Here is a 19,541-nt window from a genome sequence, read left to right on the forward strand (position 1 = left end):
TTAATTCTTGTTTTGTTCAACAATAGTTTTCGTCCCCTCATCAATCATCTTAGCGATAGATTCAGATTCTTTCTCAATCTTCGCTTCCGCTGATTCGGGAGGGGTTACGCCTTTGAAGCCGTCATTTGCGAACTCCTGCTTCAAATCCTTGAAGTATGCGTCCAAGTCCTCATCGTCCTTGATGGCGCATCGTTTGGCGTAGTTTTCGGGAATACCATACTCCTTTGCCTTTGCCAAAATCTGCTGGCTACGTGTTGCTTGAGCCTTCTCCGTTTCAAACTGTGTTAGCTTATCAGAAAGGCTCTTGTTGGAATCAATTAAAGCTTGCGCCCATGCAGGCACATCGTCTTTATTCTCTTCCGTTTTAGTGGTTGTGGTAGTCTCGATTGGCTTACCGTCTTTAAGGTTATGTTTCTTCTCGTAGTTGGAAACTGCGGTCTTGGAAGCATCCCCGGCACGGAAATCACCATAGGAATTAAGCACGTCCGAAAAATTGATACCCTCAATAATGGAGTTTACCTTTGTCTCGTCCGTTACACCCTCTGCCTTCTTAGTGGCAATGCGGGTAAGAATAGCAGTGTCCACCCCTGCGAATTTCTGTTGTAGCCCTGCTAAGATTTGTTCTAAGATTGTCATACCGTATGAATTTGATTTATAAATTTCTACGGTAAAATTCGATCTTAATAAAGAGAATGAGAAATAATCAGGATAGTTATATACGACAATCAGACTATTGTCATAAATATGACAAAAAAAGGCGTGAAACCGAATGAATCACGCCTAAAATATAGTAAGATAGTATGCCTAAAGTTTTACTTCTAATTTTTGACCTGTCAAATCAAAATACAGGTTTTGAAGTTGATGGAGGGATTTCACTTGTATATTGTAATCGACTCCCTTCAAATGGAAATCTGCGTCCAACTCAAACAAGGGACTATAATAAGTGACAACTCCCCATTTATGCTTTTCAAATCCACACTTCAACAACAGTTCTTCTGTAAGAGGAATGGGATTAAGGTTCTCTACATAGGTACGAAATACCGCTTCTGATGATATTCCACTCGCTTCATATTTTGGATATTCAATCTCACTATATCCTATTTCTGTTATCTTATATGGAGTTTTGCTATTTTGTAAATAGACATAATTACCAATTTTCAATTCTCTAACATCCACCATACTATAACAAATTTATAGCCGATAACTCCTTTGTCAATGATTGAATACCCCTCTGAATTTTCTCTAACTGCTGCCTGCGAGGTTTGTGAACTCCGGCAGCATAATGCCACAACTGGCGTTCATTGATTCCTGTAATACGGCTCAATGCAGCCTTAGTAAAGATATTACTGTAATAGTTGATAAAAGTAGCAGCATCAATCTTAAACTTTAACTCAAATTCTCCAGAAAGCACCTCACAAGGATTAGAGTTATCTTCCAAATACAATTCGATAGCCTCCTTCATGTTATCTTCCAACTCCTTCATGTCGTTACCGACTGTAATGACAGGAGCATCTTCAATATAAGCACTTAAGTTCTTTCCTGCGTGTTCTACAATAACTTCTACTGTTTTCATATTACCTCCTTTTTTAATTAAGAGAACAAGGGGGCTACTTTAGCCCCGCTTGTCTCAAAATGCTGTAATAAGTGCCTTTCTCAACGCCTTTGCTGTTATGATTCGGTACAATAACCACTTTGCCGTCTTTCTCAAACTTCATGTGACTACCTTTCTGACTCTTTAGAACAAAACCGTTTTCTTGCAACATAGTTACAACGTCTTTAACTGATTTGTAACTCATAACGCTTTGGACTTAATTACCATGCAAATATAGTAATAATACGAATATTATCAAAGCATTTATTCGTTATTTTACTATGAATATAAAAATAGCGGTAACTCCGAAGAATTACCGCTAACCATTCTATTTTTCTTATACTAAAATTATAAACCTCGTAATTTTTCTGACTAAGAAGCATTTTTCTGTTCTTTATTTCCGATTTGCTCATTCTTTGCTGCTTGTTCTTCTTTTATCTCTGCAATTTCTTCTTCGATGCGGTCAATATTTCCAGCGAACATTACCCCATGTCGTTGTGACCATACACCACCCGACACAGCTTTTACAGCTACATTGACTTTATCTTCTAAATTGTCAAGGCGATACGGAACAACTTCTGTACCAATATCTATCGTTTCAGATGCTTTGTTAAATTCAGATGGATTTATAGAGCCTAAAGCAGAGACAATGAAGTTTACACGTCTTTGCAAGAACTCACCTATCACCTCGGCATGATTTTGAACTTGCAAATGTGTCGAAAGGAATACGTAATCGAAAGCCACTCCCGACAAGGCATTTCCAGCACCGCTCAACTTTTCAAAACTGATTTGCGGTGTATTCGTCATAGAATATGCTTTCTCAAAGAGGGTTTCTACCTCAAATTTTACGGTGTCATTTGCCTGATTCCATGTCAGATACTGAGCATCCGCACCCTCACCTGTAAGTTTAACCATTCTATCCTTAACCTTACCCATGAAACCCTCTACATCACCAATTAGCTTCAACAGCGGAAAGAAATGGTAGTCTATACAATCAGCATAATTGGATAATAATTTCTCCAACCGGACCCGAAAAGTCTTTATCTTTTTGCAATAAGGTTCGGGACGATAAGCGTAGATAACCGGCAGTTTCGAGAATCCATGGACGAAAGAAGTTCTTTCCTCGTAACCCTTAGACAGATCCCATTGATAGACCATTCTGTCTGTGATAGTCATAAAGCAGGTAATTTCCGAGTCATCCATGAGTTTTTTCTTGTACTCACGAGAGAAAGCAACCAAATCACCTTCATCATTGAAGAACGGATAAAGTTTATCACCTCTGAATGGTGACCACAATACACTTTTCAACTTCTTGGTAGGCTTAACCTTGCCCCCGAAAGTAGTCTTTACTTTCTTCCAGAACTTCGCCCAGAACGAATCATCATCAGTGACATACCAATACTCGGCAACTTCCTGTTCGGATAACCAGGCACGGACAATCTTCTTGTTCTGATATTTGATTTTGTTGGACTTGAATACAGCCTTTACCGCATCCAGCAGCTTCTTTTCATCATCATCAGTCGGAGTGCAATCCATAGACGGTTCTGTGCCGACCGTAAAAGCTGTTTGAATGTTGACAATATCTTGCTCCAAAGGGATAGAAATACGGTTTACCGGTTCAGTCTTATATTGTGCTTCGATTTCATAGGTCTTACCAGTCTTTTCATCAAAGACCTTTTCTGCATCCTTTTCAAGAACCTTTCTATCCGGGTATTTCTCTTTATCAACCATGATTTCATGGCGTTCGGGATTCCAGTCGTCCCAAAGTTTACAACGGTCTGGGAGTTCGGTCTTCCTACCTTTCTTCAGGTAGTTTATCTTCTGCCCGATGTCGGACAATGCTAATATTTCTTCTAAACTCAACAATGGCATAGCTTATATTTTTAGTGTGTGAATATTCCTGTTAAATCTTTCGGTTTCTGAATCTTGCCAAGAAGCTCACCCAAGACATAATAACGTACCGCGTCTATACCGTGATTGTCATGGTCTTCTGGATCGTTGATGTAATTCCCATCCTTGTCCTTCGCCCAAACATATTTTCTAAACTCACTTTGTAAGTTATACGAGCGTTTGGTAATGTATATCTCCATGCTCTTCATCTTGTCAAGGCCAGCGTTTACAGATCCGGCACCCTTTTCGACAGCATATATTCTAATGCCTCCGTTATGTACCTCTTGAATCAAACGAGGGTCTGCACTATCGGCAATTACCTTCAAGCCCCACGGACGAAGAGTCTTGATAATGTCAGAAGATAGCAGTCCTGTACGGTAATCCACTTCATCCAGATATAGGGCATTATCCACAATTCCGCACCGTATGGAAGCGGACGGATCATGTGTATAACCGAAGTCTTGCCCGATAGCCACTTTCTTTGCCCAAGCTGGAAACTCATCCACAATTCCCCACTTCTTGAACACAGCACCTGCCGCGACATCAGCCCACCGCCCAATAACTACATGAGCATACTTTTCTGGGTTATTCGCCTTCATGTCCTCAACCTCCTTTAAGAACTCCGGTGATAGGTTCTCCAAGTTGTCAAAATACGTGGTATGGATATGAAGTACGTTCGGATGAGTGGATATTTGAACTTGTACGCCATCAATCTCTGCCAATTTGTGAGTTTTCTCGATATACTTTTTATAGATGAAGTGGTTGGAATCACAAGGATTCATTATAATGATAATCCGGTTCTGAATGCCTTTCTTACGAATGGATAGCATTATCTTGTCAAACTCTTCTTCGCTTGTCCACTCCTCAGCTTCATCACATACGAAAGTTGTAATACCCTGAATGGATTTCAGCTTTGCCGTTTGGTTCCCTGAAGAGGTCTTGATACCCCGGAACATGATACGGCTTTTAGTCATATTGTTGACTATGTCCGTCTTGGTAGTTTTGAAATACTTTGTTGTTCCGTCAAGTTCTATCTTCTCCATCATTTCGGGGATGATAGACATACCGGCAGAAACCATCGTGTAACGGGTGTAAAGAATCTGATGAACTATCTTCTCTACAGGAGTCATTTCAAAAGTAAGACGTTCTATGAATGTAGAAGCATTGAAAGACTTACCGCTACCACGCCCACCGGTGATAAGAATTATAAATTTTTCCTTATCCTCATATAATGGATGGTAAATTTCTTGAGGTACTATCATTTCAACTTGTCTTTAATCCATGAATCAATGTTGATGCCGTGCTCTATGTCTGTTGGAATATCAGCGTCTTCTGATTCTTCCCCAAAACCTTCGCTCTTTCCTAATGTAGAAAGCAAATAACGAATCATATAGCCATCTGGACGTTCACGCCAGCCAATAAAATTTCCTTTTTCATCCTTTTCGGGAATACCCAATGCAAGAACACGGGCAGAAACCAAACATTCATCAACCAAAGCTCCACGCTCATCTGATATGGCATCTTTAAACTCAACATCCTCTTTCGCCCATTGGTATATTGTTTTCCGAGCTACTTTAAACGTAGCCGCAACCTTGGTTAGATTTCCACCAGATTTGCGGAGAATCTTCCTAAAATCGTCTATATTAGGTTTCTTTGCCATATCTTTACGTACGGGCGCGCGTATTTGTTACTTTCGTCACTTAATCAATTTCAACACTTCCTCTCCTTTGACAAACTTATCATCTGTGCTAATGCCAAGTAAGTCACAAAAGTTATCTTTAGCTTCATAGGAAGAAAAAGATAATGTTATAAAAGCTTCTTCATTCTGTTGTCTTTCTATTGCGGATTCTTTTACCTGCTGTTTGATGAATTTCATGTGTTCTTTTTTAGCTTCGTACGTCTTTTCATCCATTACAGGATTTTCTATTTCATCGAACGATGATACAGGAGATAATAGATCATCTAAAGAATCTGAGAAAGAAGGAATAGCTGTATTTATAGAAAGAATATCGTTGAGCTCCCCAATATCCAATCCCACATCCGTATAATCTATATCAGAGATATAACCAGCTATAAGGTCTATATCCGGTTTCGTGTTCCCTACTGCCATATATGTAAGCTGTTCCTTCTCAGCCTTATCGTCAAGAGCTACGACTTCAACCTTTACATCATAATCCGTTTTAGATGTACCATCGTATTTGTAGTGCAAGTCCATAGCCTTAATCCTTCGATGCCCGTCAATCAGATTCCCGGATTTCTCATTCCATACAATACCACCAAGAAAACCAACTTTCTGCAAATTTTTCTTTTGCAGCTTTACTTTCTCGTCCGAATGCCTTTTAGGGTTAATCGGATTAAGATTCATTTGAGAGCGTTTTATAATCCTTGTTTCACTTTGTTTTAGCTCTTTCATAGTCATATTCAAATAATTTCCGTTCTACCAAAGGATATTCATCTATAACTTTTTGTAAATCAACTGGATATTTAGAACGAAGAAATAACAAGTAATTAATATCCGTTATGTCAGTGCCGGATGATTGATGTTTCCCTCCGTATGATTCGGGTTTGATTAGACCTTTTCGACTAATGTACTCCAATACATCTTTGTTCCGATACTCAGATAAGGGATAACACTTCTTTTGCACTTCGTTAATACCGTTCAACCTATATGTACGCAACATTAAACGCCTATTCATTGAATCAGACTGCTTAAATCCAAAGAAGGCCCATTCGATATTATATTTCTCCCTTACAATATCCGTAAGTTGCGCCATATTGTACAACTTCTGCTTCTCATTTTTGATACATCCTAGATATCCTATCCGTCTAAATGAATAGACCGCAAAGTGAGGTATCTGAATATACTTCACGTTTGGATATTTACTGCAAGCATAATTTATATAACGATTGATATGAGATAAATCTTTTATAACATACATATAGGTACAAACGACCTCTTTGAAATAAGGTGATATTAGGTCCAAAAGGGCTATACTGTCCTTGCCCGATGCCGAGTGAAACAATATAACCCTGTCAGCCTTTAAAGCAACTTCTTTAATTATGTCTATTGCTTTATCCATTCTTAGACAACTCTACCGCCTGCTCTACGATTAATTCCTGCTCGCTGAGCTGCATTTCGCCCCATAGATTGAAATCGTCCGGCTTCATAATCTTTTCGGGTACGATACTTTCGACCACTTGCATCTGTTGCATACGTTTCTGGCATAATCTTAAATTTTAAATTAAACAATCCTTTTACTAATAAGCAAAGCCACCCAAGTGGTTTATATTATTTCAAACCTGAATGGCTTATGATTTCACAAATATGTAAGTAGTAAAATAATGGCAACTCTTTCGGTGGATTCTTCTTGAACTCTTTTAATTGTTCATCAAAATCATGGAAATCAAATTCATCATGCATGAACTTAATACCTTCTTCTGTTATTTCGCCTATACCAATTTCATCAATAGCGACATCAAGTGTCCATGGTGCACCAGTACTGTAAAAATGAATAGCTTCTATATCAGTCCTTAAAATAGGTTGACATTCTTGCTCGCGTCCAGCTTTTCTCAATTTCTCATTTTCGTCAACTTGAGCAAAGTCTGTGAACATCTTCTCATATTTGACGCTAAGCATACGTGTTTCTATGCTCTTTTTGCCATTCAAAATATCTAAAGCGTTTTCTTTTGTCATTATGAGCGAATACGCTTCTATCTCTTGACCATTATAATCAATTTTCATATCACTATATCGTTATAAAATTTATTCTATAAAAGATAGTATCCCAAAGGTACTACCACAACCAAAGATAACGAAATATCTTCAACCGCTATACGCAACAATCGACTTATTGTTGCGAATTGAGCCATTTGTCCCGTCTTTCTCTGCATGCTTCTAAGGTAGGTGCACAACAAGAAAACAATTCACCGCTTTCAGTACGGTAGTCGTACTGATACATTCTCACTCTCTTACCTCGCAACTTGGTGTTGTAGGTAGTATAATTCTCTTTACCGGGCTGGCATACGCTGCAACCGTTTTCGTTTATTGAGTTCATAATCAATCTTATTTAATGTTTCACATTCAACCGTTCTTCACTCGTATAAGCCACTACAAGCCCGGTTTCATCATGTTGTATCGTGACATACTTTTCGCCTCTTTCTATGGTAGAAAAATCACACATAGAACATAACTTGCCTAATACTTTGCCCAATTGTTTCATCAGTGATGTTTCTGGGCTAATAACTAAAACTAAATCTGCTTTCATAATCGTATGTATTTAAGCGTTAATACCTATTGCCTTTCTTACGAAGTCACCAGCCTGTTCTACTGACATATTCAGCTTCTTCTGAATCAAGATAATCATACAGGCTACTTGTTCTTGTGTATCTAAGTTACCTTGTGCAAATTCTGACATGATGAACTTTTCTATTGTTCTCTGTTTAATTACTGATGTTGCCATAATCATATATCTTTTAATTGTTATTACTATCTGTTCTCAAGCTATGCAAGTCCAATAATCAACTATATACTGAATAGCCTCGTCTTTGTAGTCTACATTGTAGAGCTTACAGGCTTCTGCCTCACTCATGGCGGCTAACGCTGCCAGTTCGTTGTTCATGTTATCAATGTTTGTCATAACCTTTATATTTAATTGAATTATCCAAATCGTTTAATTTTACACCGCAAATATAACAGATTGTTTAATTCACAACCAAATCTATTTGTGTAATATATGTTAATAAATAAACTTTCTGTATATTTTTGTCGCATTTCTTATACAGATATGGAAAAATGAGATATTTTTGCACTTAAACAATATGTATAATTATGGATTTAAGAATAAAGGATATTTGTCGAGAGCAAGGTATCATGTTGAAAGACCTTGCAAAGCAACTTGGATTAACAGAGGTTGGATTGTCTAAGTCTATAAATGGAAATCCGACCATCGGACGTTTAGAAGAAATCGCCAACGCCCTCGGTGTTCCTGTTACAGAGCTATTCGATAAGTCTTCTGACGAAGTAGTCGGAGCCGTCCGGATCGGTAAGGATACACATGTGATTAATAGTAAAGATGATATTAAGAAGTTAGCAGATAAATTATAAACCTAATAAAATAGGAGGTGATTATGTATAGTGATAGAGGTGAAGGAAAGTGCCCTCATTGTGGCGCGACAATCAAGGTTTCAGAATATAGGATGGGAGTTCCTGGAGGTAAAGAACGTGAGGAAGCGGTATGTCCTATATGTAAAACGGTATTGTTTAACGAAGTTACAGATGGTTGGTTTGACGTATCTGTTATTTCTACGGAACATTTGGTAGAACCTTATAAAAGCCGATACAATAAATAGCCATATATTAAAGTAAGCCGGATTTCTCCGGCTTACTTTCTTTGACACAGCTACAACTTTATTCATCAACACTTTACATCATTCACTGACATACCCCAATAAAAAAGCGACACAGTAAACGACACAGATAAGCACCTGTATTTTAACAATTTACCTTCAATGTTGACACAGCAAACGACACAGAATAGACACAGATAACGCTTTAAAATACAGCCCATTACACAACAAAGTGACACAAGGTAGACACAGCAAGCGACACAAATAATAATAATAAATATAATATACTTCTTTCTTGCGTGTACAAATTTTCAAAGGATCTGCTTGGTTGAGTCATACAAAATAAGTACTTTTGGGAACTTGTTAAACTTATTACTATCATGAGAATATTATTATCACTTTTAATCTTTGTTTTTACACTTGTCTTTTCCATACATGCAGATGTCTCCACCCCATTAGACATTGAATGCTGTATTTCGATCAATAAAAAACTCGACGAACAGACTGACATTCTTAAACAGCAATATGAATTAAGTGCAAAAAATAAACAGGTTATAAATAAAATTTATGAGAAAGTAACAGATACTCCAAATGCTGATATGACATATAAAGATTGGCTTAATATAATAGGCACATTATTTGGATCACTTTTAGGGGCTGGAGTCGCTATATTTGTCTTTAAGAGAGGAATAAAACATGAAAAAGAGAAAGAAGAAGAGAAAAAAAGATCATTACTTAAAGCCATCGCCCTTACTTTAGATAATATTGAGAAAAAATGTAGAACAAAGGTTCTATATATTAAAGAATATAATGAATCTGTTCATAAAAGACCGTGGGAACATAGTATTTTAAAAATCAATACCATAGACGAAGCTATTAGGATTAAGAGTTTAAATGTTGATTATGTTTTTGACGCTTTCTACGAGTTTAAAATCGATGAAAAGTATTACATCAAATTACATCCTCATTTAGATTATATATCTGATCTATTCAAAAGTTTCGATAATGATTACTCAAACCATTCACATCAATATATAACCATGCCATCAAATGAAATACTAAAAATAAATGAACAAATACAAAATGAAAGTGTATTTTTAGCAATAGATCTAGAAAAGAATCAACGATTAACGATATTGGCTAAACCCATTTGGGAAATTATAAACTCCTATAACGAAAAAATCAAGGAAAACAAAACCAATATTGATTTTATAATAAAAAAATCTATAGATCCCCTTCTTCATTTATATATAAAAAAAGAATATTTAAATATAAAATCCATCAGAGATTTTTTGCCCCTTTTGAAGCACTCGAAAGCTCTATACGATAGTATTTGTGAATACAACATTCTTTTTGCAGATCAAGTACTGTCAAAAAATGAAAGTCTCACAAATTGCGCCAACATATTCCATGAAATAAAAATGCAAATCAACAAACAGACTGGAAATCAAATTACATTTAATTAAAATTAAAACAGGTAGTTCTGATTAACTATTCCCTCATTCTCTATGACTAACCCTTATTTTACTTGTATATATTTATCCGAAAGCAATACCTTAAACAAACAATAAATAAGGCGCACCCAAAACGATGCGCCTACTTTTGTCAATTAGTTCTCGATTTTATATCAGAGCCTCACGGCTGGAATATCAGAATCTGACAGCTTCCATTCTTTTGAGGATATTATTATACCCCTCTTGGATTATAGCCTTTTGCTTTTCGGAAGCTGTAACGATCTTTCCTTTGTATTTTCGCATAACGGACTCGTTCAATCCAATTTCCTTTGCAAACTTACTGGCATTTATGAAAGGGAATGCCTCGAAGAATCCACTCAAATCATAAATATACGAAACAGAATAGCCAGACTTATACCACACAGGAAACTCACCATGTTTCTCTTTGTAATATTCAGCCTGTTCTTCCAGTACAGACAGGAAATCATCTTTGGCTTCCTGCTCCGTAAGACCGAAACCATACGCGCCGTTCACGTCTTCCGAATAAATAGAAATACCTCCATCATTCGCCTTTTCGATAATCGCCTTAATCTTCTTCATAATCGTGCCATTTTTAATTTCGTCAATTAAAGCACCCACCGAAGTGGGTGCAGTCCTTTTACTTCTTTAACCCCGCCTTTTTCATCATACTATCAAGAGTACCGTTTGGAATCTCTTTTGCCGGATGCCTACCGACAGGGATAAAGTAGTCAAAGTCGGGATGAACATATTTGTAATGGTTCGTCCCCTTTTTGATTGTCCAGCCTGCTGATTCAATCAATTTGTAAAACTCTGAATACTTCATAAAATCAAAGAACTTTTTAATTGACGCCACAAATATAACGTTTTTGTTACAACCACAAAAGTAACCACAAAGAAAACAGTAACATATTTGTTGCTTTTAACAATTAACGAAGCCGACCTACTTCTCCGGCTTTATCCTTTCCATCATCTCCCCATATATCCAATCCACATCTTGCCGGAAATACTTGTACAGCTGGTAAGAGAAAACCAAGTTATTACGGTTATTGGATATGGTTGTCTGGGCATTTACACCTAAAACCTCCGCCAGCTTATCTCGAAGGCCATTTTTCATCTTTCCTCCGGCAAGGGTACTCGGAGAATACAAAAACAAGATGATAAAAATGAATTTCTTTCGTTGGGTAACATTCCCTGACCTAAATATCTCCTTTTGAGAAATAATCTCTTGGAACCACCGATATAACATTCCTATCATATCAAGGTCCGTCAATATAGGTTCTGTCAGCTCTTTTTCCCTTTCCGATAACTTTGATTTCTGCTCTCTAATTGATTTTATTTCCGCAATTTCTGAAAACATGGCACAATTATTTAGAAGTAAATAGTATATTTGTACTAAATAATCGTGTGGGGAGGTAACGTTACTGGTGGTTCGGGGCGTTGCCTCTTGTATTTTTTAGAATGGAAGATCTTCTCTTGATTGTTCAGGTTGATAGAGTTTCGATTGTGGACTGGCTTCTTGCTGGGCAAGTCTACTTCCCAATAACTCCAGCTTATCAACAAATATTTCTGTCACATACCGCTTTGATCCCGTTCTATCCTCATACTGCCGGGTCTTGATCTTGCCCTCGATATAGATTTGAGAACCCTTCCTGACATACTTTTCTACGACCTCGGCCAGACCTTTCCAAAAGATAAGACTATGCCATTCCGTGCGGTCTGGAACCTGGATCCCGTTTTGAAGGGTATAGCCCTTCTCCGTGGTAGCAAGCGATAGATTGGCGACCTTTGTCCCGGCAACATCTTTCACTTCAGGATCCTTGCCGGTATAACCGAGAAGGATTACTTTATTTATGCTCATTCTTCATTCTTTTTTTGTTTTGCAAATTCTATAACATATTCAACGCCGGCATGAAATCCTTTCTTATAGCCATCTTTGTATTGGTTATTTGAGATTCCATAGTAGTACGCTGATCCGATACACAGGGTAAGCCCTATGGCGGTCAATACAATTCCTAATCCGAAATATGGATAAGTAATGTCTATACGAAATGGTTTGAGCTGAATAGATATTCCAGATGTCATGACAAATAGCATCAAAAGCGATATTATCGCCCATATTAAAGCCTTAATCATTTCGTGCCTCCTTTCAGTAGTTCTGGGTTGTCGTATATGTTACCAACGACTTCATAATCAAAATTATCAATAATACCATTATCTATATCTTTTTGCTTAGGCATCCGAGTTATAAACTCCTCCCCAAAGCGTATTTCTGGACACATTTTTATAACTCCCGTTTGAGATTCAACCCATCTTTTTGTCTCATGTTGTTCCTTTATGTGAGGCATATATTGTTCAGGATAGAAATCACTTTTTATAATTTTTCTTTTAACAATATCCCCCTCATATACTTCTTGTCCATTTTTGTCATACAAGCCCGTGAACTGGCCAACGGTTTGTTTATCAACGCACCAATCATCCATCTTAGATGAATTTTCTTTTCGTTGAGAAAGTATGTTGTATTCCCCATCAGGATAAACAATAAGAGACCCATAAACCCATTCGGTTGATTTAGTTATACGCCCTCTGAATTTGATTTTCCGGTTCATAATTATGCTAATTGTTTGATTTTACGATTGTATATTTCTTCACATAGTGCTTCGCACCACTTCCTGGCAATAGTCACTTCAACTGCGTTGCCGATGAATTTCTTTTGGTCTGCCTGTGTGCCAATAAGTTCGTAGTCTTTCGGGAAACCCATTATCAGCTTCAGTTCATCAATCTTCAGCATACGCATAGTGATGTCTATGATGTTGTAAAGTGCCATAAATTCTTTGATTTTGACAGTCATAGGACTGTCTGTTTCATAGACTTCAATAGCGACTTCGCCGGTTTCAGTCGTGACAAGATATGGCGGCATTTTATCCATTCTTGCGATGAGCGTGAAACACGGTTTATCGACAGAACCGCCATTTGACGCAAATTGTGGGTTCATCAAGTAGTGCTGCTTCACGGTGACAAGTTTCTGCTTCGGGTTCGTCAGCACAGCCGGGTTGGGCTGTTCGATGCTTGAAAGCTGACCACCGCCCGAATACTCATTTGCGATGAAACTGCAAGATGCAACACCAATTTGACCTACCGTGCATATCGTTTGTGCTGGGTCTTCAATAGAATGGCCTGTATTATTGAAGCGATAGTTTACAATAAATTGCGCTTTCACAAATGCGTGGTGGTCAATAGTCGTTATTGTTCCTGCCGGTTCTTCGACAGACACGTTCTTGCTGTCAGGCTGACCGCTGAATTGCTTTGACAGAAAAGACACTGATGCAAGTGCAAGACGCTGTTGTGTCGCGATAGTGGGGCAGGGTTCATCAAGTGACGGCGGCACATACTTTCCGCGTTGGTTCATCGAATTGTATTTCACCATAAAGGCATCTTTGCCACCTGCGACAAACTTAATCAGTCCGGCATATATGCGTTCAAGCGTTTTTTCTGCAAGCGGTTTCTTTCGGCTGAAGATTGATTTGCCTTCATCTTCAAAGTCAAGAACTTCACGCACTGGCTTCCACTTCGGCATTGTGCCGAACAAACTTGCTGCACCTGTCTTGCAATGTGTCTGTTTCGGGAACACAACCGGCAGACCATTCTTCGCAAAGATGCCGAAGAAGCGTTTGCGCGATGTGTATGCGCCGAAGTCTGCTGCGTTCAGTATGCGATGCGTGAAGTTGTAGCCGTATTTCTTCACGTTGTTCACCCACTTGATATATGACTTGCCACGGTCTTTTGACACCGGCTTTCCGTTTTCATCAAGTTCACCCCACGACATAAATTCTTCGACATTCTCGATTTGAATATAATCGGGGTCTATTGCTTCGATGTATCTGAAAAGATGTTCTGCAAGTGTCCGGCTGTCTGCGTCACGTGGCTGACCGCCTTTTGCACGGCTGAAGTTCGTACATTCAAGCGATGCCCATAGCACAACAAGTGCGTCAGGGTTCTTCGTGCGACACTTCTGAAGATGATGCACAAGTGGTGACAGTTCAAGCGTTCTGATGTCTTCTGTGAAGTGAAGCGCGTCCGGATGATTTGCAGCGTGTGACGCAATGGCATTCGCATCGTGATTGACACACGCAATGACTTCTGCGCACTGTTCGCCATGAAGACGCGCTGTGTTCACGCCGGTAGAAGTTCCACCGGCACCGCAAAAAAGGTCTATGTATAATAACTTTTTCATTTCACTATCTTGTTAGGCATTCATTAAACGCCTTTTCAAACACATCCGGACTTAACATTTTATTGGCAATAGCTTGAAATGCCGTAGATATAGCAGGTATATCGTTCAAATTAATGCTTACATCCTTTGGGGTTAGATTATCCGTTATCATTCTTGCGTAAAACATGGCTTTGTCAATAGACAGCCAAGCCAAAGGATTCACAGCTATTGGGACCAATTTTCGCATTGATATGTAAAAATCACGTATTGTAATCTTGGATGTTTGGCATAACATATCAATAGTAGAAGCGATTGATATTAGATGGTTCAGTTCTCCTGAACATCCATTATTTAAAAGCGTCTGACTTATGGCAAACCCGTATTTGTCGATATGAGGTTTAATATCGTCTTCCATGCTTTGCGTTATAACCGCAAGCGTTTCAACATTGACATTCGCAATCCTGCAAATGTTTGTATTGTACGATTCCATGAATCTTTTCAATTCGTTTATGTTCTTCTTTACTCCACGCCTGTAGTATGGAGTATTACGGCAACTATCGTAAATATTAAGTGCGTAATTATAAACTTGATCATTTACGAAGAGGACAATGTAAGTCAATGAAGTAACAAGTCCGTCTGTGTCTTTGTCTATTTCTTCCCAATTATTGTATTGTTTCATAATCATATAGCCATTAAATCAAACAATGTAGGAGCACTTACTTCGTTCTCCGCTTCCCGCAGATAAGAAAGCCCGTCTTTCCAATAATCATAATTGAGTTCTGTTGAAAGTCCCCTACGACCTAACTTGATAGCACAATAAGGGACAGTACCGATACCTCCGAACGGGTCAAATACCAATTCTCCTTTGTTCGAGTACCGTTCAATCAGCCTTTCAACGATATCTAACTGAAGAGGACAAATATGATTTTGTCGTTTCTTTTGTGATTGCTTTGTGTTAAGCGTTCTCATACGGGCCACATCATCCCATATCCAATCCTTCTTGCTTACAGGGTCGACAGCCATAAATGTTTTTGGAAGTTTTCCGTATGCTTCTAACTCTTCCGCAAAAGACACGTGTTCTTCATAATTGTAGATATGCTCACGTTCGTAGTTACGGAACAAATGCCGAATCTTATCTATTCCAGCACCTTTCATATCTTCGTATGACAACAATGAATTGCCAGAAGACTTCCAACTTGCATGGGCATCGATCTGCCAACGGGCCAGCGAGTATTCGCTCTTGTCCTTCTTAACAGGCTGGTCGGCATAAGCGCGGGAGGTATCGGTAGGCAACTTGCGAAAAAGCAATACATATTCAGGGCATCCGATTCCCATCTTGGAACCATCCTTGCACATCTCGGTATAGCCCAAACGGTAGGTCTGATTGTTTTCCCTCACCACGTCGGTATCGACCGTAATGCGTCCCATATATCGGAAGCCGTGCTTCATGTAATGAAATACAGTTATTTCGCTGAACGGATCGATAGTTGGCATACCGTCCCCCGTGGCGTTGCCGAACAAAACACGATCTTTCACATGGATGCAGGCCAACCGACCCGGTTTCAAAATGCGCATTAACTCTGGTGTAAGATAATCCATCTGTTCAAAGAACTTATCGTTATCTTCATTGTGCCCAAAGTCATTGTATGTAGGCGTGTATTCGTAATGATTTGAGAACGGGATACTGGTTACGATCAGATCTACAGAGTTACTTTCCATCTTCTGACATTCCAATACATTATCGTTATTGATTGCTTTCCACAACTTGCCGGATTTTTCTTCCCGACTGGCGAACATCCAGCGCATCATCTTTTCCTCGGCCTGCAAACCGAACAAACCGTTATGCCGGACAATTTCAGTCATATTTGCGACCATTTCCCGGTGTTGTGCCCATTTCTGCATGAAGCTCTTAAATATTTCACCCTCGCTTTCGGCATAGACCAGATAGAGATCAACGGGATGCTGCTGCATAAAGCGGTATATACGGGCTATCGCTTGGAACTTATCGTTGAAGCGGTAGTCAATGAACATGATTGCTTTATGACAATGATACTGGAAGTTCAGACCTTCACCAAGCATCTCCGGTTTAGCTGCAAGGTATTTCAGCCGGCCATCTTTGAAGTCGGATATTACCTTGTCGGCTTCTTCATCGTCTTGTGAACCATAGACAGCCTTACAACCTGGAATCGCTTTGCATAGTTCCAGCCGTTCAGCTTCCAAGTCATGCCATAAAAGGAAATGGTCGTCCTTGTTTTCCGGGCGATTGATTATCTCTACCACACGGGCAATCTTTTCCTGCATGTTATCTCGGCGTTCTTTTGCCGCGTCAGCAAGTCCGAGAGCAGCCTCACGAAACATTTTCACCTGTCCGTCACGATCAGCTCCAGCCGTAGAATTGTCCACATTCACAATCTCTTCATGTACACGGAGTTCAGGCAACTCATAGCCAGTATCCGGATAACCGAGGTCGGAAGGCTTGGTTAGGAACAACGCCCATGTAGATACCCACAACCAAAATTCTTTTTCCTTATGCGGATAAAGTGTCAAGTTATTCGCTTTCGTGCTGTCTCGCTGAAAGAATCGAGTAAGAGCCTGTCCGGTGTCCATCACACCAAGATAACCAGCATAATGTATAAGTTCCTTGTATCTGTTTGGCGAAGGTGTAGCCGTAGCGACAAACCTGTAAGGGACACCCGAGAACAACGGTAGAAACTCCTGATAGGTCTTGGTGCCGAATCCGCGCAACACGCTGGCTTCATCCAATGATGTTGCAGTAAAATAGGACGGATCTATTCTCACTCCATCCTCACCATCACGCACACGTTCGTAGTTTGTTACCATGATGTCGGTAGGACATATCATCACATCTGCCATAGTTCGGACATAGGTTACTTTCATGTGCAAGTGTTGTTCCGCTTGTGTTAGGAACTCGACTACCACACGCTTAGGGCAAACGATCAATCCCTTGCCTCCTTTATGGTTCAAGATTACCCGAAGTATTTCCAGCTGGGTGACTGTCTTTTGCATACCGAAGCTGGAGAATATAGCACGGCATCCACCGGCAACCGCCCAACGAACGGTATCTTTTACATGAGGGTATAATGTCGGGGTAATTTCTTCCGAATTAATATAAAACCCCGTTTGATGACTGATAGCCATCTTGTTTCTTAGAAATTCTATATATTCCATGATAATTTTAATTATTTCAATTTTGTATCCACCTCCTCAAACACCACACTCTCACTATCCGGTCTATATTTGGCAAAACAAGCCGTCATATACTTGCAACTATTCGCACCACCCTTGCTACGGAAAACGCATCCGCGACAAATTACCATTTTACCCTTTACGATAGCTCGGAAACGCTTTATTATCAGTGTCCGATCTGCGAAGTTTACAATGGTGCCAATAGGTGCTATTCTTAACTTTTCTACTGTTTTCATTTTCTTAGCTTGATTATTCTGATTCCATAATCTTTTTCAGAAACTCCAAATGATCCGGAAATGGTACGGAGTTCTTGTCTTGCTTCTCGTATCTTTTTTCTCGTTGTCTTTCCTGTTCTTCCCGGTCGTATTTCTCCAGTTGCCTTTTTCTGTATGCTTTGAACTCAATTAGAGCAGACATGATCACCATAGGATCCACAACACCGTAAAAGGTGCCATATTCGCCAGTTTTCAACTTGAAGAAAAAAAGCAACAATTCGGAAGCTTTCAGGTAATAGTATTCCACACGTATCATCACGGAAAGCTCCAAAACCTGTTGGAATGTAGGCTTCTCTTTTACACCGGCAAACTTGTACAAGTCCATCAGTTGAGCAATTATCCAAGTATTCACCTGTTCATCTGGATAGGTTTCTCCGAGCAAAGCCAATGAAGGCGCATTCCCCTTGAACGAACGTTCCACATTTTGAGCACATACAACCTGTAATGAAGGATTGAACTTTTTAGCGAAACTTTCACCGTCCCCGTATCTATTTACTACTAACCGTGTCCTTTCCGAAAGCTTTTGCGGCATATTCGAGGATTTCACGGTCTGTTTGTTCCTCTCGTGATTTTGCCCCGTTTGGAATTGCCGGATAGTTTCTGCTATTATTGTTGTCATAATTACCTGATATTACTTTCTCAAAATTCGTTGGTTTGATAAGCCAATCGAAAGATGCTGTCCAGCCTTTTTTGTTCTGACCTTTCAAGAAATCGCTTTGATATGCCCTATGAATCATGTCGGCAAACGTCTTTTTGCCATAAGATTTTATACGTGCGTTAATCATCCCTTTACGGCTATCAGAAAGCGGAGTCCTGACCGTACCAAATACACCTTTTGTTTCTTCATTGAAGAATTTGACAAGTTCGGAGTAATCGATATGTTCGGCGTGGGGCTGCGAAGTCCCACATACAAGAGATTCGTCAGAATCTCCTATATTATTTTCTTTCTTATCTTTATTAACTTTGTTTCCTTGCTGTTTCCGAGGTGTTTCCTTAGTGTTTCCTTGCTGTTTCTTTTCCGTTTCCTCTCGTATTATTTGCGAATTGTATTTATCGTAATTACAGATAGTTATAACGGTTTGTCCTGTTTCCTTTGGTGTTTCCTTTATTATCATTTTGTCCTGTATCAGTAGATCCAAGAATGAATTTACCTTCTTTGTAGACCACTGCCAACGACCAGCTAAAAACCGCAATGAAGCAAGAATCTGGCCCCTCTTAACCTCTATAAACCTATTGCCGATAAGTTGTTTCGTGTCTTCAAATCGTGCGCTCTGAATCAAATCAAGCCATGCTTCAAACCTCGAATATATGCGCTCTTCGCACCACAATTGGTGCTCAAATAGTCGCCTGCTAATAGGTATGTAATATTCCATAATCAAATCGCATAATCACAGTTTCGTTTGCTGTCGGCAACGAAACGCCTGTTGAAAAAACTACATAGAACCACTTTGGGATTCCCCATTGATACCTTGACCGGCTTCCCTCTCTTACATTTTGAGCAGGTATCCGGACGGATGGCCTGTCGTTCGTTCTTCTTTACCATATCT

Annotated in this window: 29 protein-coding genes; 2 read left to right on the plus strand and 27 right to left on the minus strand. The window is 39.3% G+C overall.

The genetic code is table 11. The annotated features are described in order from the left end of the window. From NQ542_RS06415 to NQ542_RS06485, 15 genes are all read right to left on the minus strand, one after another. Positions 1-636, minus strand: coding sequence for a hypothetical protein (locus NQ542_RS06415; protein ID WP_005638417.1), 636 nt, complete (start codon positions 634-636; stop codon positions 1-3). A gap of 168 nt (positions 637-804) precedes the next feature. After that, positions 805-1,179 carry a hypothetical protein gene (locus NQ542_RS06420; RefSeq protein WP_005638419.1) on the minus strand — a complete coding sequence of 125 codons (375 nt, stop codon included), beginning with the start codon at positions 1,177-1,179 and terminating at the stop codon, positions 805-807. 1 nt (position 1,180) lies between these two features. Beyond that, the gene (locus NQ542_RS06425; RefSeq protein ID WP_005638420.1) at positions 1,181-1,573 is read right to left on the minus strand and encodes a type II toxin-antitoxin system HicB family antitoxin; all 393 of its coding nucleotides are present in this window, start codon (positions 1,571-1,573) and stop codon (positions 1,181-1,183) included. Between the two features lie 34 nt (positions 1,574-1,607). Further along, positions 1,608-1,796: a type II toxin-antitoxin system HicA family toxin gene (locus NQ542_RS06430; RefSeq protein WP_004288889.1), complete on the minus strand. Its 189-nt coding sequence runs from the start codon at positions 1,794-1,796 to the stop codon at positions 1,608-1,610. Between the two features lie 167 nt (positions 1,797-1,963). After that, complete coding sequence (locus NQ542_RS06435) at positions 1,964-3,463, minus strand: phage portal protein (protein ID WP_005638428.1); 1,500 nt, start codon at positions 3,461-3,463, stop codon at positions 1,964-1,966. Between the two features lie 11 nt (positions 3,464-3,474). Further along, complete coding sequence (locus tag NQ542_RS06440; RefSeq protein WP_005638431.1) at positions 3,475-4,743, minus strand: PBSX family phage terminase large subunit; 1,269 nt, start codon at positions 4,741-4,743, stop codon at positions 3,475-3,477. Beyond that, positions 4,740-5,141, minus strand: coding sequence for a hypothetical protein (locus NQ542_RS06445; protein ID WP_005638433.1), 402 nt, complete (start codon positions 5,139-5,141; stop codon positions 4,740-4,742). Before NQ542_RS06445 ends, NQ542_RS06440 begins: the two co-directional genes overlap by 4 nt. A gap of 36 nt (positions 5,142-5,177) precedes the next feature. Beyond that, entirely contained in the window at positions 5,178-5,894 is a 717-nt protein-coding gene (locus NQ542_RS06450; RefSeq protein WP_005638436.1) for a ParB N-terminal domain-containing protein, read from the minus strand. Next, positions 5,872-6,561, minus strand: a complete 690-nt coding sequence (locus NQ542_RS06455) for a phosphoadenosine phosphosulfate reductase domain-containing protein (protein ID WP_005638438.1) — start codon at positions 6,559-6,561, stop codon at positions 5,872-5,874. The genes NQ542_RS06450 and NQ542_RS06455 overlap by 23 nt, the downstream gene beginning before the upstream one ends. Then, positions 6,554-6,694, minus strand: a complete 141-nt coding sequence (locus NQ542_RS06460) for a hypothetical protein (protein ID WP_005638440.1) — start codon at positions 6,692-6,694, stop codon at positions 6,554-6,556. Before NQ542_RS06460 ends, NQ542_RS06455 begins: the two co-directional genes overlap by 8 nt. A 76-nt stretch (positions 6,695-6,770) precedes the next feature. After that, positions 6,771-7,223, minus strand: coding sequence for a hypothetical protein (locus NQ542_RS06465; RefSeq protein WP_005638442.1), 453 nt, complete (start codon positions 7,221-7,223; stop codon positions 6,771-6,773). A gap of 106 nt (positions 7,224-7,329) precedes the next feature. Next, positions 7,330-7,536 (minus strand): DUF3873 family protein, encoded by a 207-nt coding sequence (locus tag NQ542_RS06470; RefSeq protein ID WP_081446985.1) that lies wholly within the window; start codon positions 7,534-7,536, stop codon positions 7,330-7,332. Positions 7,537-7,548: 12 nt separating this feature from the next. Then, a complete protein-coding gene (locus tag NQ542_RS06475; RefSeq protein ID WP_005638444.1) occupies positions 7,549-7,746 on the minus strand; it encodes a hypothetical protein in 198 nt (65 codons plus the stop codon). Positions 7,747-7,758: 12 nt separating this feature from the next. Further along, positions 7,759-7,941: a hypothetical protein gene (locus tag NQ542_RS06480; protein WP_039850071.1), complete on the minus strand. Its 183-nt coding sequence runs from the start codon at positions 7,939-7,941 to the stop codon at positions 7,759-7,761. Between the two features lie 36 nt (positions 7,942-7,977). Next, positions 7,978-8,118 carry a hypothetical protein gene (locus tag NQ542_RS06485; protein WP_005638447.1) on the minus strand — a complete coding sequence of 47 codons (141 nt, stop codon included), beginning with the start codon at positions 8,116-8,118 and terminating at the stop codon, positions 7,978-7,980. Positions 8,119-8,309: 191 nt separating this feature from the next. Here NQ542_RS06485 and NQ542_RS06490 point away from each other — a divergent pair, with 191 nt between their 5' ends. Together NQ542_RS06490 and NQ542_RS06495 are read left to right on the plus strand one after the other, a co-directional pair. Continuing rightward, positions 8,310-8,585, plus strand: a complete 276-nt coding sequence (locus NQ542_RS06490) for a helix-turn-helix domain-containing protein (protein WP_005638451.1) — start codon at positions 8,310-8,312, stop codon at positions 8,583-8,585. A 622-nt stretch (positions 8,586-9,207) separates the two neighbouring features. Further along, positions 9,208-10,293, plus strand: a complete 1,086-nt coding sequence (locus NQ542_RS06495; RefSeq protein ID WP_121955725.1) for a hypothetical protein — start codon at positions 9,208-9,210, stop codon at positions 10,291-10,293. Between the two features lie 183 nt (positions 10,294-10,476). On the opposite strand, the gene NQ542_RS06500 is transcribed toward NQ542_RS06495, so the two are convergent. From NQ542_RS06500 to NQ542_RS06555, 12 genes are all read right to left on the minus strand, one after another. After that, the gene (locus tag NQ542_RS06500; protein WP_039850043.1) at positions 10,477-10,881 is read right to left on the minus strand and encodes a type II toxin-antitoxin system HicB family antitoxin; all 405 of its coding nucleotides are present in this window, start codon (positions 10,879-10,881) and stop codon (positions 10,477-10,479) included. Positions 10,882-10,939: 58 nt separating this feature from the next. After that, positions 10,940-11,125, minus strand: coding sequence for a type II toxin-antitoxin system HicA family toxin (locus NQ542_RS06505; RefSeq protein ID WP_039850072.1), 186 nt, complete (start codon positions 11,123-11,125; stop codon positions 10,940-10,942). 117 nt (positions 11,126-11,242) lie between these two features. Then, on the minus strand, positions 11,243-11,659 hold the full coding sequence (locus NQ542_RS06510; protein WP_005638461.1) for a hypothetical protein: 417 nt from the start codon (positions 11,657-11,659) through the stop codon (positions 11,243-11,245). Between the two features lie 96 nt (positions 11,660-11,755). Next, positions 11,756-12,160, minus strand: a complete 405-nt coding sequence (locus NQ542_RS06515; protein ID WP_005638463.1) for a single-stranded DNA-binding protein — start codon at positions 12,158-12,160, stop codon at positions 11,756-11,758. Further along, on the minus strand, positions 12,157-12,435 hold the full coding sequence (locus NQ542_RS06520) for a hypothetical protein (protein ID WP_005638465.1): 279 nt from the start codon (positions 12,433-12,435) through the stop codon (positions 12,157-12,159). Before NQ542_RS06520 ends, NQ542_RS06515 begins: the two co-directional genes overlap by 4 nt. After that, on the minus strand, positions 12,432-12,908 hold the full coding sequence (locus NQ542_RS06525; protein ID WP_005638467.1) for a YopX family protein: 477 nt from the start codon (positions 12,906-12,908) through the stop codon (positions 12,432-12,434). Before NQ542_RS06525 ends, NQ542_RS06520 begins: the two co-directional genes overlap by 4 nt. A 2-nt stretch (positions 12,909-12,910) precedes the next feature. After that, positions 12,911-14,533, minus strand: coding sequence for a DNA cytosine methyltransferase (locus NQ542_RS06530; RefSeq protein WP_005638469.1), 1,623 nt, complete (start codon positions 14,531-14,533; stop codon positions 12,911-12,913). A gap of 4 nt (positions 14,534-14,537) precedes the next feature. Continuing rightward, the gene (locus NQ542_RS06535; protein ID WP_147295491.1) at positions 14,538-15,191 is read right to left on the minus strand and encodes a hypothetical protein; all 654 of its coding nucleotides are present in this window, start codon (positions 15,189-15,191) and stop codon (positions 14,538-14,540) included. 2 nt (positions 15,192-15,193) lie between these two features. Continuing rightward, a complete protein-coding gene (locus tag NQ542_RS06540; protein WP_005638472.1) occupies positions 15,194-17,701 on the minus strand; it encodes a DNA methyltransferase in 2,508 nt (835 codons plus the stop codon). A gap of 267 nt (positions 17,702-17,968) precedes the next feature. Then, positions 17,969-18,415, minus strand: a complete 447-nt coding sequence (locus tag NQ542_RS06545; RefSeq protein WP_227945667.1) for a DUF6633 family protein — start codon at positions 18,413-18,415, stop codon at positions 17,969-17,971. Between the two features lie 67 nt (positions 18,416-18,482). Continuing rightward, entirely contained in the window at positions 18,483-19,367 is an 885-nt protein-coding gene (locus NQ542_RS06550; protein WP_005638478.1) for a hypothetical protein, read from the minus strand. Between the two features lie 2 nt (positions 19,368-19,369). Then, the gene (locus NQ542_RS06555) at positions 19,370-19,537 is read right to left on the minus strand and encodes a hypothetical protein (protein ID WP_005638480.1); all 168 of its coding nucleotides are present in this window, start codon (positions 19,535-19,537) and stop codon (positions 19,370-19,372) included. Positions 19,538-19,541: the final 4 nt, after the last annotated feature.

The organism is Parabacteroides merdae ATCC 43184, assembly GCF_025151215.1.
Lineage (GTDB): Bacteria > Bacteroidota > Bacteroidia > Bacteroidales > Tannerellaceae > Parabacteroides > Parabacteroides merdae.

Coding starts and splice junctions, on each gene's coding strand:
- NQ542_RS06415 (WP_005638417.1), bottom strand. CDS start 636: ATGACAATCTTAGAACAAATCTTAGCAGGGCTACAACAGAAATTCGCA.
- NQ542_RS06420 (WP_005638419.1), bottom strand. CDS start 1,179: ATGGTGGATGTTAGAGAATTGAAAATTGGTAATTATGTCTATTTACAA.
- NQ542_RS06425 (WP_005638420.1), bottom strand. CDS start 1,573: ATGAAAACAGTAGAAGTTATTGTAGAACACGCAGGAAAGAACTTAAGT.
- NQ542_RS06430 (WP_004288889.1), bottom strand. CDS start 1,796: ATGAGTTACAAATCAGTTAAAGACGTTGTAACTATGTTGCAAGAAAAC.
- NQ542_RS06435 (WP_005638428.1), bottom strand. CDS start 3,463: ATGCCATTGTTGAGTTTAGAAGAAATATTAGCATTGTCCGACATCGGG.
- NQ542_RS06440 (WP_005638431.1), bottom strand. CDS start 4,743: ATGATAGTACCTCAAGAAATTTACCATCCATTATATGAGGATAAGGAA.
- NQ542_RS06445 (WP_005638433.1), bottom strand. CDS start 5,141: ATGGCAAAGAAACCTAATATAGACGATTTTAGGAAGATTCTCCGCAAA.
- NQ542_RS06450 (WP_005638436.1), bottom strand. CDS start 5,894: ATGAAAGAGCTAAAACAAAGTGAAACAAGGATTATAAAACGCTCTCAA.
- NQ542_RS06455 (WP_005638438.1), bottom strand. CDS start 6,561: ATGGATAAAGCAATAGACATAATTAAAGAAGTTGCTTTAAAGGCTGAC.
- NQ542_RS06460 (WP_005638440.1), bottom strand. CDS start 6,694: ATGCAACAGATGCAAGTGGTCGAAAGTATCGTACCCGAAAAGATTATG.
- NQ542_RS06465 (WP_005638442.1), bottom strand. CDS start 7,223: ATGAAAATTGATTATAATGGTCAAGAGATAGAAGCGTATTCGCTCATA.
- NQ542_RS06470 (WP_081446985.1), bottom strand. CDS start 7,536: ATGAACTCAATAAACGAAAACGGTTGCAGCGTATGCCAGCCCGGTAAA.
- NQ542_RS06475 (WP_005638444.1), bottom strand. CDS start 7,746: ATGAAAGCAGATTTAGTTTTAGTTATTAGCCCAGAAACATCACTGATG.
- NQ542_RS06480 (WP_039850071.1), bottom strand. CDS start 7,941: ATGGCAACATCAGTAATTAAACAGAGAACAATAGAAAAGTTCATCATG.
- NQ542_RS06485 (WP_005638447.1), bottom strand. CDS start 8,118: ATGACAAACATTGATAACATGAACAACGAACTGGCAGCGTTAGCCGCC.
- NQ542_RS06490 (WP_005638451.1), top strand. CDS start 8,310: ATGGATTTAAGAATAAAGGATATTTGTCGAGAGCAAGGTATCATGTTG.
- NQ542_RS06495 (WP_121955725.1), top strand. CDS start 9,208: ATGAGAATATTATTATCACTTTTAATCTTTGTTTTTACACTTGTCTTT.
- NQ542_RS06500 (WP_039850043.1), bottom strand. CDS start 10,881: ATGAAGAAGATTAAGGCGATTATCGAAAAGGCGAATGATGGAGGTATT.
- NQ542_RS06505 (WP_039850072.1), bottom strand. CDS start 11,125: ATGAAGTATTCAGAGTTTTACAAATTGATTGAATCAGCAGGCTGGACA.
- NQ542_RS06510 (WP_005638461.1), bottom strand. CDS start 11,659: ATGTTTTCAGAAATTGCGGAAATAAAATCAATTAGAGAGCAGAAATCA.
- NQ542_RS06515 (WP_005638463.1), bottom strand. CDS start 12,160: ATGAGCATAAATAAAGTAATCCTTCTCGGTTATACCGGCAAGGATCCT.
- NQ542_RS06520 (WP_005638465.1), bottom strand. CDS start 12,435: ATGATTAAGGCTTTAATATGGGCGATAATATCGCTTTTGATGCTATTT.
- NQ542_RS06525 (WP_005638467.1), bottom strand. CDS start 12,908: ATGAACCGGAAAATCAAATTCAGAGGGCGTATAACTAAATCAACCGAA.
- NQ542_RS06530 (WP_005638469.1), bottom strand. CDS start 14,533: ATGAAAAAGTTATTATACATAGACCTTTTTTGCGGTGCCGGTGGAACT.
- NQ542_RS06535 (WP_147295491.1), bottom strand. CDS start 15,191: ATGAAACAATACAATAATTGGGAAGAAATAGACAAAGACACAGACGGA.
- NQ542_RS06540 (WP_005638472.1), bottom strand. CDS start 17,701: ATGGAATATATAGAATTTCTAAGAAACAAGATGGCTATCAGTCATCAA.
- NQ542_RS06550 (WP_005638478.1), bottom strand. CDS start 19,367: ATGGAATATTACATACCTATTAGCAGGCGACTATTTGAGCACCAATTG.
- NQ542_RS06555 (WP_005638480.1), bottom strand. CDS start 19,537: ATGGTAAAGAAGAACGAACGACAGGCCATCCGTCCGGATACCTGCTCA.